Raw genomic sequence first — 16,076 nt, forward strand, 5'->3', positions numbered from 1 at the left:
GGAAGACCTGCAGGCTCGCGGCCTCGTGTGAGCCCGCGTCGCGCCGGGTGCCCCGGGAGGATGACCAGAACCCGGGTGTACCGCGACGGCGCGCTGCAGAAGGAAGACTTCCCCGTCGAGGACGTGCCGGAGTTCCTGGCCCAGCCGGGCACCACGGTGTGGGTCGACCTCTGCGAGCCGGCCGAAGCGGATCTGACCCGGCTCGCCGGCGAACTCGGCCTGCACCAGCTCGCCGTCGAGGACGCGGTGGCCGAGCACCAGCGGCCGAAGCTCGACCGCTACGACGGCCACGCCTTCCTGTCCGCCTACGCGGTGCGGTTCGATGCGGGCAGTGGCGAGGTCGCCACCGCCGAGCTCGGCGCGTTCGTCACGCCGCGGGCGCTGGTGACCGTGCGCAAGGACGGCGGCTTCGACATCGAGCCGGTCGTGCGCCGGTGGGATGAGAATCTCCGGCTGGCGAAGTCCGGCGTGTCCTTCCTGCTGCACGGCCTGCTCGACCACGTCGTCGACGGGCAGTACCAAGCCGTGCAGGCGCTCGACGACGAAGTCGAAGACCTGGAGGACCTGGTCTTCGACGATCGCCCGGACGCTTCGGAACTGCAGCGCCGCTCGTTCCGGCTGCGCAAGAGCCTCACCGCGCTGCGCCGGGTGGTGCTGCCGATGCGGGAGGTGATCAGCGCCCTGATGCGGCCGGACCTGGGGCTGGCCGACGAGCTGACCCGCCCGTACTTCGAGGACGTCCACGACCACGCCCGCCAGGCGGCCGAGCAGACCGAGGCCATGCGGGAGCTGATCGCGACGGTCCGGGAGACCCAGCTGAACCTGCAGGGCAACCGGCTGAACCTGATCATGAAGAAGGTCACCGGCTGGGCCGCGGTGATCGCGGTGCCCACCGCGGTGACCGGGTTCTACGGCCAGAACGTGCCGTTCCCGGGCAATGACGCGCCGAGCGGGTTCTGGACCTCGACGGTCCTCTTGGCGGTGTCTTCGGTGGGGTTGTACGCGTTGTTCAAGAAAAAGGACTGGCTCTGACGTCGAAGCTCACCGTGACACTCCACTGTGGAGCTCCATTGTGGAGTGTCACGATGGAGTGTCCACTCCGGACGCGAGAGCAGGGCGCGACGAAGTCTCGCGACGCCCTGGAGTGAGCGTCGACGCGGCCCGTACCGCCATTCAGCCGAACGGGTCAATGTGGCCGGATGGCCTGGGAGAGAAGGAAAGGCTCTCGAGCACCGCCGGGGGAGCGCGCGTGGACACGGGCGCGGCTGGTTGCTCAACCGTTGCCGTTCACTGTAGTGCAGCTGCACTATGCTGAGCCATCCGGTGTGCAGGCAGCGGGACGGCGCCGGGCGCCGGGCGCCGACGAACGAAGAAACGGGTGGCGGATGAGCGGGGCAATGGTCGACGGTGTGCGCCCGGGGGCGGGGGCGGATGCCTCGGGCGTGGGCGAGGCCGGGGAGCAGGAGCTGCGCCGCCTGCTGGCCGGCTTGACCGCCGTCCGCGACGGTGACTTCGGCATCCGGCTGCCGGGCGGGGCCGACGGCCTGCTCGGCGAGATCGCCACGGTGTTCAACGGCATGGCCGACCAGCTCTCGCTGTTCACCTCCGAGGTCACCCGCGTCGCCCGCGAGGTCGGCAGCGAGGGGCAGCTGGGCGGCCAGGCGAAGGTCCCCGGCGTGTCCGGCACGTGGAAGGACCTCACCGACTCGGTGAACGCCATGGCCGGCAACCTCACCACCCAGGTGCGTGACATCGCCCAGGTGGCGACCGCGGTGGCGAAGGGCGACCTGTCGCAGAAGATCGACGTCGACGCCCGCGGCGAGATCCTCGAGCTGAAGGACACCGTCAACACGATGGTGGACCAGCTGTCGTCGTTCGCGGACGAGGTCACCCGGGTGGCGCGCGAGGTGGGCAGCGAAGGCCGCCTCGGCGGCCAGGCGCAGGTGCCCGGCGTCGGCGGCGTGTGGCGGGACCTCACCGACTCGGTGAACTTCATGGCGGGCAACCTGACCGACCAGGTCCGCAACATCGCCCAGGTCACCACGGCGGTCGCGAAGGGCGATCTCTCGCAGAAGATCACCGTCGACGCCCGCGGCGAAATCCTCGAACTCAAGAACACCATCAACACGATGGTCGACCAGCTGTCGTCCTTCGCCGACGAGGTCACCCGCGTCGCCCGGGAAGTCGGCACCGAAGGCCGGCTGGGCGGCCAGGCCGACGTCAAGGGCGTCTCGGGCACCTGGCGCGACCTCACCGACTCGGTGAATTTCATGGCCGGCAACCTGACCGACCAGGTCCGCAACATCGCCCAGGTCGCCACCGCGGTGGCGAGCGGCGATCTCTCGCAGAAGATCAACGTCACCGCCCGCGGCGAGGTCCTGGAGCTCAAGGACACGCTGAACACGATGGTGGATCAGCTGTCCGCGTTCGCGGACGAGGTCACCCGGGTGGCGCGCGAGGTCGGCACCGAGGGCCGGCTGGGCGGCCAGGCCGACGTCAAGGGCGTCTCCGGCACCTGGAAGGACCTCACCGAGTCGGTCAACGTCATGGCCGACAACCTCACCGCGCAGGTCCGCTCGATCGCGCAGGTCACCACCGCGGTCGCCCGCGGCGACCTGTCCCAGAAGATCCGCGTCGACGCCCGCGGCGAGATCCTCGAGCTGAAGGACACCATCAACACGATGGTGGATCAGCTGTCCGCGTTCGCGGACGAGGTCACCCGGGTGGCGCGCGAGGTGGGCACCGAGGGCAACCTGGGCGGCCAGGCCACCGTCCGCGGGGTGTCCGGGACGTGGAAGAACCTCACCGACAACGTCAACGTGATGGCGTCCAACCTGACCGGCCAGGTCCGCTCGATCGCGCAGGTCGCCACGGCCGTCGCCCGCGGCGACCTGTCGGGCAAGATCACCGTCGAGGCCAAGGGCGAGGTCGCGGCCCTGGCCGACGTCATCAACACGATGGTCGACACGCTGTCCGCGTTCGCGGACGAGGTCACCCGGGTGGCGCGCGAGGTGGGCACCGAGGGCATGCTCGGCGGCCAGGCGCGGGTGCCGAACGTGGCCGGCACGTGGAAGGACCTCACCGACAACGTCAACTCGATGGCGAACAACCTCACCGGGCAGGTCCGCAACATCGCCCAGGTGACCACCGCCGTCGCGCAGGGCGACCTGACCCGCAAGATCGACGTCGACGCCCGCGGCGAGATCCTCGAGCTCAAGACCACGATCAACACGATGGTCGACCAGCTCTCGGCGTTCGCCGCGGAGGTCACGCGCGTGGCGCGCGAGGTCGGCAGCGAGGGCCGCCTCGGCGGCCAGGCCGAGGTCGAAGGCGTCTCGGGCACGTGGAAGCGGCTGACGGAGAACGTCAACGAGCTGGCCGGGAACCTCACCCGGCAGGTCCGCGCGATCGCCGAGGTCACCAGCGCCGTCGCCGAGGGCGACCTGACCCGCTCGATCACCGTCGACGCCTCCGGCGAGGTCGCCGAGCTCAAGGACAACATCAACTCGATGGTGGAGTCGCTGCGCGAGACGACGCGGGCGAACCAGGAGCAGGACTGGCTGAAGTCCAACCTGGCCACGATCACCGGGCTGATGCAGGGCCGCCGCGACCTCGCCGTCGTCGCGGCCGCGGTGATGGACGAGCTCGTCCCGCTGGTCAACGCGCAGTACGGGGCCTTCTACCTGGCCGATGACACCGCCGAAGTGCCCGAACTGCGGCTCGTCGGCGCGTACGGCCACCCCGAGTCCGGCGCGGTCGGGGACGGCCCCACGGTGCGGTTCCGGGTCGGCCAGTCGCTGGTCGGCCAGGCCGCCCGCAGCCGCCGCGCGATCGCCGTCGACGACGTGCCGCCGGGCTACGCCACCATCTCCTCCGGCCTCGGCAGCACCACGCCGGCCAGCCTGATCGTGCTGCCGATCGTGGTCGAGGACCAGGTGCTCGGCGTGATCGAGCTGGCGTCGGTGCACGGCTTCACGCTGGTGCACCGGGCGTTCCTGGAGCTGCTGATGGAGCAGATCGGCGTCAACGTCAACAGCATCGTCGCCAACGCCCGCACCGACGAGCTGCTCGGCGAGTCGCAGCGGCTGACCGCCGAACTGCAGGCCCGCTCGGAGGAACTGCAGGCGCGGCAGGAGGAGCTCCAGTCCTCCAACGCCGAGCTGGAGGAGAAGGCGGCGCTGCTGGTCACGCAGAACCGCGACATCGAGACGAAGAACCTGGAGATCGAGCAGGCCCGCCAGGAGCTGGAGGCCCGTGCCCAGCAGCTGACGCTGGCGTCGAAGTACAAGTCCGAGTTCCTGGCCAACATGAGCCACGAGCTGCGCACCCCGCTCAACAGCCTGCTGATCCTCGCCCAGCTGCTCGCGCAGAACCCGACCCGCAACCTCACCGCCAAGCAGGTCGAGTACGCGGGCATCATCCACTCCGCCGGTTCGGACCTGCTGCAGCTGATCAACGACATCCTCGACCTGTCGAAGGTCGAGGCCGGCAAGATGGACGTCACGCCGGAGCAGGTGTCGCTGCGCCAGCTGATCGACTACGTCGAGGCGACCTTCCGGCCGATGACGTCGCAACGCAACCTGGACTTCCGGATCACCGTGGCGCCCGGCTCGCCCGCCGAGCTGCTCACCGACGACTCCCGGCTGCGGCAGGTGCTGCGCAACCTGCTGTCCAACGCGGTCAAGTTCACCGAGGTCGGCGGGATCGAGCTGCACATCGAGGCGGTCGACCCGGAGCAGCTGCCGCGGCCGTTGCGCGTGCACGGGCCCGCCGTCGCCTTCCGGGTCACCGACACCGGCATCGGGATCGCCGAGCACCAGCTGGAATCGATCTTCGGCGCGTTCCAGCAGGCGGACGGCACGACCAGCCGCAAGTACGGCGGCACCGGGCTCGGCCTGTCGATCAGCCGCGAGATCGCGCAGCTGCTCGGCGGCGTCATCACCGCCGAAAGCACGCTGGGCGAGGGCAGCACGTTCACCTTCTCGCTGCCGGTCGCGCGGCCGGACTTCGCGCCGCTGCCGGCGGGTGAGCACCCCGGTACCGCCCTCGTCACGACCGATTCCGGGACGGCCGTCGCGGCCTCGGGCCCGCGGGCGTACCGGCGGCTGCTGGTCGTCGAGGAGCGCCAGCACGGGCTGCTGACGCTCGTCGCCGAAAGCGCGGCGGCGGACCTGGCCGACAGCCGGGACATCGGCCTTTCGCCCGCCGACGTCGAAGTCGTGACGGCGGTCGGCACCCAGGAGGCCGCGGCCGCGCTGGCCACCGACGCCTACCACTGCGTGGTGCTCGACCTGGACCTGCCCGACCGGACGGCGTTCACGTTCCTCGACGCGATGCAGGGCGACAGCGCGCTGCGGCTGGTGCCGGTGCTCGCGCACAACAGCCGCCGGCTCGACAGCGAGCTCGAACAGCTGGTGCAGTCCCGCGCGGACGTGCAGTCGCTGGAGGTGCTGTCCGGGCTCGACGAGCTGCGCGAGCGGATCGCCCTGCACCTGTCGGCCGAGGAGCCCGGCGCGGTGCTGCCGCTGGTCCGCCCGGACGAGCCGGCCACGCCGGTGCGGGCGGCCGACGTCGACACCACCCTGGCCGGGCGGACGGTGCTGATCGTCGACGACGACCCGCGCAACGTCTACGCGCTCACCGGGATCCTGGAACTGCACGGCATGCAGGTGCTGCACGCGGAAGACGGCCGCAAGGGCGTCGAGACGGTCGCGTCGCACGCCGGCATCGACCTGATCCTGATGGACGTGATGATGCCGGAGATGGACGGCTACACCGCGACGGCGAAGATCCGGGCGATGCCCGAGCACGCCCGCATCCCGATCGTCGCCGTGACGGCCAAGGCGATGCCGGGCGACCGGGAGAAGAGCCTCGCCTCGGGCGCCACCGACTACGTCACGAAACCCGTCGATGCGGACGACCTGATCGCCCGCATCAAGCGGCACGTGACGGCGTGATCGGGGAAGAGCGGTTGCCCGCCGACGACCAAGCCGTACCCGTGCTGCCCTCGCCGGCCGAGGTGTCGGCCAACCTCGCCCGGCTCGCCGACACCGTCGCCCGCCTGCGCGGCGAGGTCGACCACGCGCACGCCGTCGCGGACGGGCGCGGGCTGATCGAGCTGGCCAAGGGCGTCCTGATGGAACGCCTGCACTGCACGCCGCCGGACGCGGCGAAGCAGCTCGAGTCGCTGGCCGAGCGGTCCGGGCTGACGCCGCTGGAGTTCGCCGCGGAGGTCGTCGGCGAGGCGGCCGAGGACCGCATCACCGAGGTGACGCAGGAGTTCCTGGCCCGGGCCGAAGGCGAGGAGTCCGTCGCGGTGCGGCTGCGGACCGCCGAGAGCGGCGTGCTCGCGGCCGGGGACACCCAGCGCGTCGCGGAGTCCATTTTGGAGCACGCGCTGCGGCCGCTCGGTGCGACCGCGGTCGCGGTGTGGCTCGCCGGGCCGGACGGGTCGCTGACGCTGGCCGGCTCGGCCGGGTTCTCCGCCGAGGAAGCGGCGCGCTGGTGCTACGTCCCGCCCGGCGTGGCGACGCCCGCGCGCAGCGCGCTGCTCGAGCGCGACACCGTCTGGTTCCCCACGCTTTCGGGCGGCGGGCTGCCCTCGATCGGGCAGCACACGCTCTCCGGCGGCGGCCGGGTGACGGTGCCGACCGGCACCGGCGGCCGGATCATCGGCGTCGTCGAGATGTGCTGGCCGGAGCCGCTGCCCGCGGAGCCCGGACGCCAGCTCCGCCAGCTGGAGGCCTTGGCCGAGCTGTGCGCGCACACCCTCGACACCTGGGACGGCGTGGTCGCGCCGGTGGCCGCGGGCGGCTCCGGCGACTTCCTCGGCGAGCTGGTCGACTTCATCGACGGCCTGCACGACCCGGCGGTGCTGCTGTCGCCGTGCGTCGACGGCGGCAACCGGCTCAGCGACTTCCGGATCCACCACGCGAACGTCCGGTTCGCGGACCCGGGTGGCCGGCCGCGCAGCCGGATCGTCGGCACGCGGCTGCTGGAGGCGTACCCGATGGCGGCCGAGGAGAGCGGCCTGCTCGACAAGATCCAGCGCGTCTACGCGACCGGCGAGCCGTTCCGGGCCGACAGCATGGCGATCACCACCCTGGTCGACCAGGTGCCGCTGACCGTGCTCACCGACGTCAGCGTGACGCGCTTCGCCGGGAACGTGCTGCTGATCCTGCGCATCCAGGACGACGCGGCGAAGCTCGCGGTGCTGCTGCAGCACGCGCAGCGGCTCGGGCGCATCGGCGGCTTCGAGGAGAACGTGGTCACCGGGGTGATCACCTGGAACACCGAGCTGTTCGCGCTGTACGGCCTGCCGCCGAACGCGACGCCGCTCTCGCTGCACGAACTGGCCGCGCACGCGCACCCCGACGACGCGCAGGCCATCGGCCGGTTCCTGCGGGCGGTGCTGCACCACAAGCGGCCGTCGTCGACGGCGTTCCGGCTGCAGCGCTCCGACGGCGTCGCCCGGCACATCCGGGTGGTCGCCGAGCCGGTCGTCGACGTCCGGGGCGAGCTGGTCGCGGTCCGCGGCGCCTACCAGGACGTCTCGTCGCAGCACTGGACCGAGGTGGCGCTGGCCGCGACGCGGGACAGGCTGGCCGAGACCGAGCAGGAGGCGATCGAGCGCAACCGGCTCGCGCTGCAGCTGCAGCACGCGATCATGCCGCCGGCCAAGGGCCCGATCGACATGCCGGGCCTGCGCGCGGCGGTCCGGTACCGCCCGGCGGAGAAGGAGCACCTGGTCGGCGGCGACTGGTACGACGCGGTCGCGTTGCCGACCGGTGAGGTCCTGCTGTGCGTCGGCGACGTCGCCGGCCACGGCATCGACGCGGCGACCGGGATGGTGAGCCTGCGCAACGCCCTGCGCGGTCTCGCGGCGACCGGCGCCGGGCCGGCCCAGCTGCTGACGTGGCTGAACCTGGTGGCCTACCACCTCACCGACCACGTCACGGCCACGGCGGTCGCGGCGGTCTACGACCCGGCGCACCGGAAGCTGCGCTGGGCGCGGGCCGGGCACCTGCCCCCGATCGTCCGCCACCGCGACGGCACGGCGACGACGTTGCCCCTGATCCGCGGCTCCCTCCTCGGCGCGGTCCGCGATGTCGTCTACCAGGAGGAAGAGGTCCAGCTCGCCGAGGGCGACATCCTGCTGATCTACACCGACGGCCTGATCGAGCGCCGCGACCGCCCGGTCCAGGATTCGGTGTCCCGCCTGGTCACCCTGGTCGACGGCCACGACGGCGGCCTCGAGCACCAGCTGGACCGGCTGCTGACCTACAGCACGGCGGACACCGACGACGACACCTGCGTGGTCGGCATCGAGGTCACCACGACGAGCCCCGTCAGGGGTTGATGGCCAGCACCAGGAAGCCCGCCAGCAGCACCAGGTGCACGCCGCCCTGGAGGCGGGTCGCGCGGCCGGGGACCACCGTCAGGACGCTCACCACCACCGTGAGCGCGAGCAGCACGATCTGCGTCGAGCCCAGGCCGAGCAGCAGCCCACCCGGCAGCCACAGCGACGCCAGGGCGATCGCCGGGATCGTCAGGCCGATGCTGGCGATCGCGGAGCCGTACGCGAGGTTGAGGCTGATCTGCATCCGGTCGCGCTGGGCCGCGCGCACCGCCGCCAGGGTCTCCGGCAGCAGCACCAGCAGCGCGATCACCACACCGACGAACGACTGCGGGAACCCGGCGGCGCGCACCCCGGCTTCGATCGCCGGCGACTCCACCTTCGCCAGCCCGACCACCGCGACCAGCGCCACCAGCAGCAGCGCCAGGCTGCCCAGCGCCGCCCGGTTCGACGGCGGGTCGGCGTGGTCGTCCTCCTTGACCGCGCCGTCGGCCGCCACCGGGAGGAAGAAGTCGCGGTGGCGCACCGTCTGCGTCAGCACGAACGTCCCGTACAGCACCAGGGACGCCAGCGCCGCGAACGTCAGCTGCGTGGGGGAGAACGCCGGTCCGGGCGTGGTGGTGGTGAACGCCGGGAGCACCAGGCTCAGCGTGGCCAGCGTCGCGACCGTCGCCAGCGCGGCGCCGCTGCCTTCGGAGTTGAACAGCGTCGAGCCGTAGCGGCGGGCGCCGACCAGCAGGGAGATGCCGACGATGCCGTTGGTCGTGATCATGACGGCGGCGAACACCGTGTCCCGCGCGAGCGAACCGGCGTCCGGGCCGCCGGAAACCATCATCGTGACGATCAGCGCGACCTCGATGACGGTGACCGCCACCGCGAGCACCAGCGAGCCGAACGGTTCCCCGACGCGGTGGGCGACGACCTCCGCTTGGTGCACCGCGGCCAGCACGGTCGCCCCCAGCGCGACGGCCACGACGGCGACGAAGACCGGGCCGAGGTCGCGGCCCCAGGCGAGCGCCAGCACGAGGATGCCGAGCACCGGGGTGACGGAGGTCCAGGACAGCAGGAAGGATCTCAGCGCGGCGACCATGCCTCCACCCTCGCACACCGGCCGCGGTTTCGCGGGCCCGTACGGCCCTTCTCACACCGTCCCTTGTGGACGATCGAACGCGGTGGGCACGGTGGCGAGGACGTGCCGGCGGAAGGTTTCGCTGGGCGGCGGGAGGTTCCGCCCGGCCGCCCAGGCGAGCCCGATGTCGCGCGCAGCGTCCACATCGGTCAGTTCCAGGTGCGGTGCCGGGAACGCGGCCGTGTGCGGCAACGGAAGCACGGACACGCCGAGCCCGGCGGTGACGAGCCCGCGCAGCGTCTCGACTTCGTCGCCTTCGAACCCGATGTGCGGGGCGAACCCGGCCTCGGCGCACAGCTGCTCGGTCGTCTCCCGCAGGGCGTAACCGGGCCGCAGGAGGATGAACGTCTCGGCCGCGACGTCGGCGAGGCGGACCCGGCGGCGCCCGGCGAGCCGGTGGTGCGGCGGCACGGCCAGCCGCAGCGGCTCGACGAGCAGCCGGGACCAGTGCAGCTGGAGGTGCCCGGGGTCGCCGCTGGTGATGACGAGGTCGGCGGTGCCGTCGAGCAGTTCCGCCTCGAGCCCGGCCTCGCCGTGCTGCCGCAGTTCGAACCGGGTGCCGGGGTGCTCGCGCAGGAAGCCGCTCAGCACGGCGGGGACCAGCCAGGTGCCGAAGGTGTGCAGGAACGCCAGCGGGACGACGCCGGTGTCCGGCGCGACGATCTCGCCGACCTCCCGCAGGCCCTGGTCGAGCTCGTCGAGCGCGAGGTCGACGTGCCGTTTGAAGGCGTGCCCGGCCGGCGTCAGCCGCAGCACCCGCCCGGACCGCCGGAAGAGCTCCGCGCCGGCGTCGTGCTCGAGCCGCCGGAGGGCCCGCGACAGCGCGGGCTGGGTGACGTGCGCCCGCGCGGCGGTCTCCGTGACGGTGGCGCCGGCCGCGACCTCCCGGAAGAGCCGCAGCGTCTGGACGTCCATGTCCCCAGTGTATGGAATTTCAGCCAATCAGGCATTGGACGCATCGATCATCCGGGGCCAGGCTGGAGGTATGGCTACCGTGGCGGAACAACTGGTCAGGACCCTGCGCGACGCGGGGGTCGAGCGCATCTACGGCATCGTCGGGGACAGCTTGAACCCGATCGTCGACGCGGTCCGCCGCACCGACGGCATCGAGTGGGTGCACGTCCGCCACGAGGAGACCGCCGCCTTCGCCGCCGCGGCCGAGGCGCAGGTCACCGGCAAGCTCGCCGTCTGCGCGGGCAGCTGCGGCCCGGGCAACCTGCACCTGATCAACGGCCTGTTCGACGCCCACCGCTCGGGCGCGGCGGTGCTGGCGATCGCGTCGCACATCCCGTCGAACCAGATCGGCACCGGGTTCTTCCAGGAGACCCACCCGGACCGGCTCTTCGCCGAGTGCAGCCACTTCAGCGAGGTCGTGGCGGACCCGGCCCAGCTGCCGCGGCTGCTCCGGATCGCCACCCAGGCCGCCGTCGGCAAGGGCGGCGTCGCGGTGCTGACCATCCCGGGCGACCTCGCCGACCGCAAGGCCACCGGCCCGCTCACCGAGCGTCTCCCGCTGGTGACGCCGTCGCCCGCCGTGCCTTCCTCGGAAACCGTCCAGGAGCTGGCGGACCTGCTGAACTCCGGCGAGAAGGTGATGCTGTTCGCCGGCGCGGGCGTGCGCGGCGCGCACGACGAAGTGATGGCGCTGGCGGAGAAGCTCGCCGCGCCGGTCGGGCACTCGCTCGGCGGCAAGGAGTGGATCCAGTACGACAACCCGTTCGACGTCGGCATGAGCGGCCTGCTCGGCTACGGCGCCTGCTACGACGCGATGCACGAAGCCGACCGGATCGTGCTGCTGGGCACGGATTTCCCGTACGACAACTTCCTCCCGCAGGCCCGGACGATCCAGCTCGACCACGACGCCTCGCGCCTCGGCCGCCGCACGCCACTGGACCTGGCCGTGCACGGCGACGTGCGTGAGACGTTGCGCGCGCTGCTCCCGCTGCTGCGGCCCCGCACCGAACGCGGATTCCTCGACCGCATGCTGCGCGAGCACGTGCGGAAGCTGGAGAAGGTCGTCGGCGCGTACACGACGAAGATCGAGCACCGCCGCCCGATCCACCCGGAGTACGTCGCCTCGGTGCTCGACGAGGTCGCCGCCGACGACGCGGTGTTCACCGTCGACACGGGCATGGGCAACGTGTGGGCCGCGCGGTACCTGACCCCGAACGGCCGCCGCCGCGTGCTGGGTTCGTTCCGGCACGGCAGCATGGCGAACGCGCTGCCGCACGCGATCGGCGCCCAGCTGTCCCAGCCGGGGCGGCAGGTGGTGTCGCTGTCGGGCGACGGCGGGCTCGCGATGCTGATGGGCGACCTGCTGACGCTGCCGGCGTACGACGTGCCGGTGAAGGTGGTGGTGTTCAACAACGCCACGCTGGGCATGGTGAAGCTGGAGATGCTGGTCGACGGCCTCCCGGACTTCGGCACCGACCACGCCCCGGTGAACTTCGCGGCGATCGCGGCGGCCTGCGGCGTGTTCTCCGAGCGCGTCGAGGACCCGGCCGACGTCCGCGGCGCGCTGGAGAAGGCGTTCGCCCACCCCGGCCCGGCGGTGGTCGAGGTGGTGACCGACCCGAACGCGCTGTCGATCCCGCCGCGGATCACCGGGGACATGGTGCGCGGGTTCGCGCTGGGCGCCACGAAGACGGTGCTCAACGGCGGGGTCGGCAAGATGGCCGACCTGGCGCGGGCCAACCTCCGCAACACCCCGCGGCCGTAGCCGGAGCGCCCCGCTTCCCGCAGTGATCAACCTTCCGGAGGCGCGCCGTCACACACGGTGGTGATCGACCACTCGTTCGGCTGCTGGGTGGCGGCGGGTCTTCCTCCTACCGTCGAAGGACTGCTCGCGGTTCCTTCGACGGAGGTGTGACCGGCGTGCTCGTGGCCCTCCAGCGAACCGGTGAAGACCGGCCGCTCCTACCGGCGGCGGAGCACGTGGTGGCGTTGCTGCGATCGTGGGGGCCGGGCCCGGATCACCTGACGGGGCTGGCACTGGCGGGCATCACGCTGCCGACCCGCCTCGGTCTCCGATCCGTGGACGCGCTGGTGTTCACGAGGTGCGGAGTGGTGGTGATAGCGGCCCACGAGCCGGGCCCGGTGTCCTGGCCGGGCCCGGGCGACCGAACGGGAGCGGCAGTGGCGGCGGCGAGGGGCGCCCTCGCGGGTCATGAAGGGAGGCGGCACGTGACTGGTCTGGTCGCGGTTGTCCCGTCGGCCGAAGCGCGAAACGGGTCGGGGCCGAGTAGTTCGGTGGGGGACGCGCCCGCAAGTGACCCGGGGGCGTCCCGGCATGCGCGCGACCCCGAAGCGGACCCGCGGCAGAACGAGACCCGCGACCAGGGGCCGTCGGTCGAAGCGGGCCATGCGCAGCAAGCCCTCCGGACCGCTCCGCCGCCCGGGCACTGGCCCGACCCGCCGCCGGTGCCCGGGGTCGCCGTCGTCCTCGCCGAACGCCGTGGCCTGCGGCGGATCATCGCGCAGCACAACCGGTGGCGGACCGTCTGGTCGGCCGATGACGTCCTCGACGCCTGCTATGCCCTTTCCCTCGCCCACCTCGCCCCGCCCCGCGCGGCCCTGATCGCCGACGGGTTCCCGGCGCGGCTTCCGGTGCTCGACCGGCTGCCGGAACTGCCGGCCGTGCTCCCGGTGCTGCCGGAACCGCCGCCGCCGCCCGCGCCGCCGCCGACACCACCACCGGCGGACGATCCCCTCCCGTGGACCCCGAGCGGGCGGGGGCTCGTCTTCCCGCGCCAGCGGCCGATCCGGCAAGTCCCGTGGGGCCTGCTCTTCGTGCTGATCGTGCTCGTCACCGCCGGGGTGGTGGCCGCCGTGTTCGTCAACCAGGTCTTTCACGGCTCCTGATCTGCCACGGTTATTTCGCGTCAGCTACGCCATCTGCACCGTTTCCCCGGCGCGTCGGCTGGGCACCTCCCGGTAGACGTGAAAGGGGTTCACGATGCCGCGCACCCGAGCGCTTGTCCTTCTCGCCGTCCTCGTGGGTTCGTCGGTCACCGGCTGCAAGCTCGCCGACGGACTCGCCTCCGGCGGCTCCCTGACCCAAGCGCCCGGGACGGTCGCCGCCCCGCCGATCGCGCCCGCCGAGGCGCGCAACGAGCTCGGGGCGCTGCAGATCGCCGTGCGCGGCACGATGGACGGCTACAGCCGCGACGAGTTCCCGCACTGGGACAAGGTCGACGCGAACTGCGACGTCCGCGAGCAGGTGCTCAAGCGCGACGGCCAGGACGTCCAGACCGATGCGCAGTGCGCCGCGAAGTCGGGTACCTGGGTCAGCCCGTACGACGGCGAGACCTGGCACAAGGCGTCCGATGTGGACATCGACCACATGGTGCCGCTCGGGCAGGCCTGGATCAGCGGCGCCAAGAGCTGGACGCGGGAACGGCGCGAGGAGTTCGCGAACGACCTCGTCCGCCCGCAGCTGCGGGCGGTCACCGACAACCTCAACGAACAGAAGAGCGACAAGGCCCCGGACGCGTGGAAGCCGCCGCTGGTGTCGTTCTGGTGCGTCTACGCCACCGACTGGATCGTCGTGAAGCGCAACTACGGCCTGACGATCACCGTGCCGGAGAAGAAGGCCCTGGAAACCATGCTCGACCACTGCTAGAACGAGCGGGCCGCCGCCACCGCCCGGCCGGCGTAGGACTGTCCGAACAGGACGGTGTGCACCAGCAGCGGGAACAGCTGGTGCAGCCCGATCCGGTCGCGCCAGCCCTCCGCCAGTGGCGACGCCTCTTCGTAGGCCGCGACGACGTGCTCGAGGTGCGGGCAGCCGAACAGGTGCAGCATGGCCAGGTCCGTCTCGCGGTGCCCGCCGTGGGCGGCCGGGTCGATCAGCCACGCCTGGCGCCCGTCCCACAGGACGTTGCCGTTCCAGAGGTCGCCGTGCAGCCGCGCGGGCGGCTCGGCCGAGGCCGGGATCCGCGTACATGCCTGCTCGAACAGCGCCGCTTCGGACGCGCCGAACGTGCCCGCGTCCACCGCCAGCCGGACGTAGGGCAGCACGCGGTCGGCCGCGTACCAGGAGGCCCAGTCGTCCGCCGGCACGTTCGTCATCGGCGCCCGGCCGATCCACGCCTCCGCCGGTCCGTCCGGCGGCGGTGCCCCGAACGCCGGGGCGCCCGCGGCGTGCAACCCGGCCAGCCCGCGGCCGAAACGCTCCGCCGCGGAGGCCGACGGGTGACCGGCGGGGACGCGGTCGATCACCAGCCGGTCCCGGTCGTGGCTGCGCACGGTGGGTATCGGGACCGTGCCCGCCGCGGCCAGCCAGCGCAGGCCCGCCACTTCGGCGGCCGTCGCGCCGGGCGCGTGGCCCCGCTTGACCACCACCTCGCGGCCGTCTCCGGACTCGGTCATGTTCCGCACGGTACCGGCGCGCTACGGTGGGCGCCGGAGAACGAGGGGGACGACGGTGACGGTCCAGGTCCGGGAACTCGACCAGCTGCTCGGCAAGCTGGCGGAGGTCCAGCGCTCGGAGGCGCGCGACTACTCCTCGTTCAGCGTGCGCGGCAAGCGGTTCGGTTACTTCTGGCCGCGGACGCGGACCGTCGGCCTCAAGCAGACCGTGTCCGAGCAGCTGGCCTTGGTCTCGGAACGGCCGGACGTGTTCGAGGTCCAGTTCACCGCCGGCGGCTTCGGCTGGGTGGTCGTGTACCTCGACGGCATCGACGCCGACGAACTCGCGGAGCTCCTCTACGAAGCCTGGCGGCTGTCGGCGCCGGAGGAGCTCGTCGCCGAGGTGCCCTTCACCAGGATCGCCCGGGCGTAGAGCAGGTCGAACCCCTGCCGCTGGGCGTTCTGCTGCGACTTCGACCCCGGTAGCGTGGTGACGATGGCGACGTCGCACCCCGCCGCGGTGGCCGCGGCGAGCCGGGTGCGCAGCAGGGCCGTCTGGATACCGCGGCGGCGGTGGGCGGGCACGGTCGCGGCGCCGGCGAACTGCGCGATCCCATCGGTGACCCGGAAACTCGCGCCGCCGGCGAACTCGCCGTTCCGTTCCGCGGTGTACCGCCGGACCCCGGCCATGTCCCGCAGCGCGTTCACGATGATCTCGGGGGTGAAGTCTTCGTGGGACGGCAGGCCTTCGGTGTCGATCACCATGGAGGCGCCGGCGACGGCGGCCAGCCAGGTTTCCAGCTCGTCCTCCCGGCACGGCCGGACCTCGCCGCCGGCGGCTTCCACCGGGCCGCCGAGGCGGCGGCCGAGCACGTTCTCGTACGACTCCAGCCGGTAGCCGCGCGCGGTCAGGAACGTCCCGACGGCGGGATCGGCCAGGTGGCACAGCTCGACCTGCACCGGCGCGCCCAGCTCGGCGAAGGCCTCTTCGACCTCGTCGAGGTCTTCGGGCGGGCCGGCGAAGCCGAGGCCGGCGACCTTGTTGAACGGCGAGTCCGCTTCGGCGAAGCTGGCGACGCCCCCTCCGAGCGGGCGCGTGAAGCCGAGGTCGTCCCCGAGCCGCACCCGGGCGGCCGCACTGCACGCGGCGACGAACCGCGCTTCGGCCTGTTCGATCCTGGCCGCCAGCGCGGTGTCGCAAAAGAGCCGTTCCCCGTCCACGCCCCCACAGTGGCGGACGCG

11 protein-coding genes are annotated in these 16,076 nt (G+C 72.3%); 7 read left to right on the top strand and 4 right to left on the bottom strand.

Annotation, left to right across the window (positions count from 1 at the left end; translation table 11 throughout):
- Positions 1–60: 60 nt before the first annotated feature.
- The 3 genes from C2L58_RS20530 to C2L58_RS20540 all read left to right on the top strand — a co-directional run bounded on the left by C2L58_RS20530 (position 61) and on the right by C2L58_RS20540 (position 8,359).
- Complete coding sequence (locus C2L58_RS20530) at positions 61–1,032, top strand: magnesium transporter CorA family protein (protein ID WP_233225816.1); 972 nt, start codon at positions 61–63, stop codon at positions 1,030–1,032.
- Positions 1,033–1,397: 365 nt separating this feature from the next.
- Positions 1,398–5,957 (top strand): HAMP domain-containing protein, encoded by a 4,560-nt coding sequence (locus tag C2L58_RS20535; RefSeq protein WP_103339208.1) that lies wholly within the window; start codon positions 1,398–1,400, stop codon positions 5,955–5,957.
- Positions 5,954–8,359, top strand: a complete 2,406-nt coding sequence (locus C2L58_RS20540) for a SpoIIE family protein phosphatase (protein WP_103339209.1) — start codon at positions 5,954–5,956, stop codon at positions 8,357–8,359. The genes C2L58_RS20535 and C2L58_RS20540 overlap by 4 nt, the downstream gene beginning before the upstream one ends.
- Here the strand turns inward: C2L58_RS20540 and C2L58_RS20545 are convergent.
- Together C2L58_RS20545 and C2L58_RS20550 are read right to left on the bottom strand one after the other, a co-directional pair.
- Positions 8,349–9,446: a calcium:proton antiporter gene (locus tag C2L58_RS20545; protein WP_103339210.1), complete on the bottom strand. Its 1,098-nt coding sequence runs from the start codon at positions 9,444–9,446 to the stop codon at positions 8,349–8,351. The genes C2L58_RS20540 and C2L58_RS20545 overlap by 11 nt on opposite strands.
- A gap of 51 nt (positions 9,447–9,497) precedes the next feature.
- Positions 9,498–10,400 carry a LysR family transcriptional regulator gene (locus tag C2L58_RS20550; protein WP_103339211.1) on the bottom strand — a complete coding sequence of 301 codons (903 nt, stop codon included), beginning with the start codon at positions 10,398–10,400 and terminating at the stop codon, positions 9,498–9,500.
- A 70-nt stretch (positions 10,401–10,470) separates the two neighbouring features.
- Between C2L58_RS20550 and C2L58_RS20555 the strand changes: the two genes are divergently transcribed.
- From C2L58_RS20555 to C2L58_RS20565, 3 genes are all read left to right on the top strand, one after another.
- Positions 10,471–12,204: a pyruvate dehydrogenase gene (locus tag C2L58_RS20555; protein WP_103339212.1), complete on the top strand. Its 1,734-nt coding sequence runs from the start codon at positions 10,471–10,473 to the stop codon at positions 12,202–12,204.
- Positions 12,205–12,734: 530 nt separating this feature from the next.
- Entirely contained in the window at positions 12,735–13,346 is a 612-nt protein-coding gene (locus C2L58_RS50485; protein ID WP_233225817.1) for a hypothetical protein, read from the top strand.
- A 94-nt stretch (positions 13,347–13,440) separates the two neighbouring features.
- Positions 13,441–14,106 (top strand): HNH endonuclease family protein, encoded by a 666-nt coding sequence (locus C2L58_RS20565; RefSeq protein WP_103339214.1) that lies wholly within the window; start codon positions 13,441–13,443, stop codon positions 14,104–14,106.
- On the opposite strand, the gene C2L58_RS20570 is transcribed toward C2L58_RS20565, so the two are convergent.
- A complete protein-coding gene (locus C2L58_RS20570; RefSeq protein WP_103339215.1) occupies positions 14,103–14,855 on the bottom strand; it encodes a fructosamine kinase family protein in 753 nt (250 codons plus the stop codon). The two genes, C2L58_RS20565 and C2L58_RS20570, sit on opposite strands and share 4 nt — an antisense overlap.
- Positions 14,856–14,910: 55 nt before the next feature.
- Between C2L58_RS20570 and C2L58_RS20575 the strand changes: the two genes are divergently transcribed.
- Positions 14,911–15,267, top strand: a complete 357-nt coding sequence (locus tag C2L58_RS20575) for an MmcQ/YjbR family DNA-binding protein (protein WP_103339216.1) — start codon at positions 14,911–14,913, stop codon at positions 15,265–15,267.
- Here C2L58_RS20575 and C2L58_RS20580 read toward each other — a convergent pair.
- Positions 15,192–16,055 carry a GNAT family N-acetyltransferase gene (locus C2L58_RS20580; protein ID WP_103339217.1) on the bottom strand — a complete coding sequence of 288 codons (864 nt, stop codon included), beginning with the start codon at positions 16,053–16,055 and terminating at the stop codon, positions 15,192–15,194. The genes C2L58_RS20575 and C2L58_RS20580 overlap by 76 nt on opposite strands.
- Positions 16,056–16,076: the final 21 nt, after the last annotated feature.

Source organism: Amycolatopsis sp. CA-126428 (assembly GCF_002904335.1).
Lineage (GTDB): Bacteria > Actinomycetota > Actinomycetes > Mycobacteriales > Pseudonocardiaceae > Amycolatopsis.

What these genes read in the sequence shown, in the direction of transcription:
- C2L58_RS20530 (WP_233225816.1), top strand. Translation starts at nt 61, where the DNA reads ATGACCAGAACCCGGGTGTACCGCGACGGCGCGCTGCAGAAGGAAGAC.
- C2L58_RS20535 (WP_103339208.1), top strand. Translation starts at nt 1,398, where the DNA reads ATGGTCGACGGTGTGCGCCCGGGGGCGGGGGCGGATGCCTCGGGCGTG.
- C2L58_RS20545 (WP_103339210.1), bottom strand. Translation starts at nt 9,446, where the DNA reads ATGGTCGCCGCGCTGAGATCCTTCCTGCTGTCCTGGACCTCCGTCACC.
- C2L58_RS20550 (WP_103339211.1), bottom strand. Translation starts at nt 10,400, where the DNA reads ATGGACGTCCAGACGCTGCGGCTCTTCCGGGAGGTCGCGGCCGGCGCC.
- C2L58_RS20555 (WP_103339212.1), top strand. Translation starts at nt 10,471, where the DNA reads ATGGCTACCGTGGCGGAACAACTGGTCAGGACCCTGCGCGACGCGGGG.
- C2L58_RS20565 (WP_103339214.1), top strand. Translation starts at nt 13,441, where the DNA reads ATGCCGCGCACCCGAGCGCTTGTCCTTCTCGCCGTCCTCGTGGGTTCG.
- C2L58_RS20570 (WP_103339215.1), bottom strand. Translation starts at nt 14,855, where the DNA reads ATGACCGAGTCCGGAGACGGCCGCGAGGTGGTGGTCAAGCGGGGCCAC.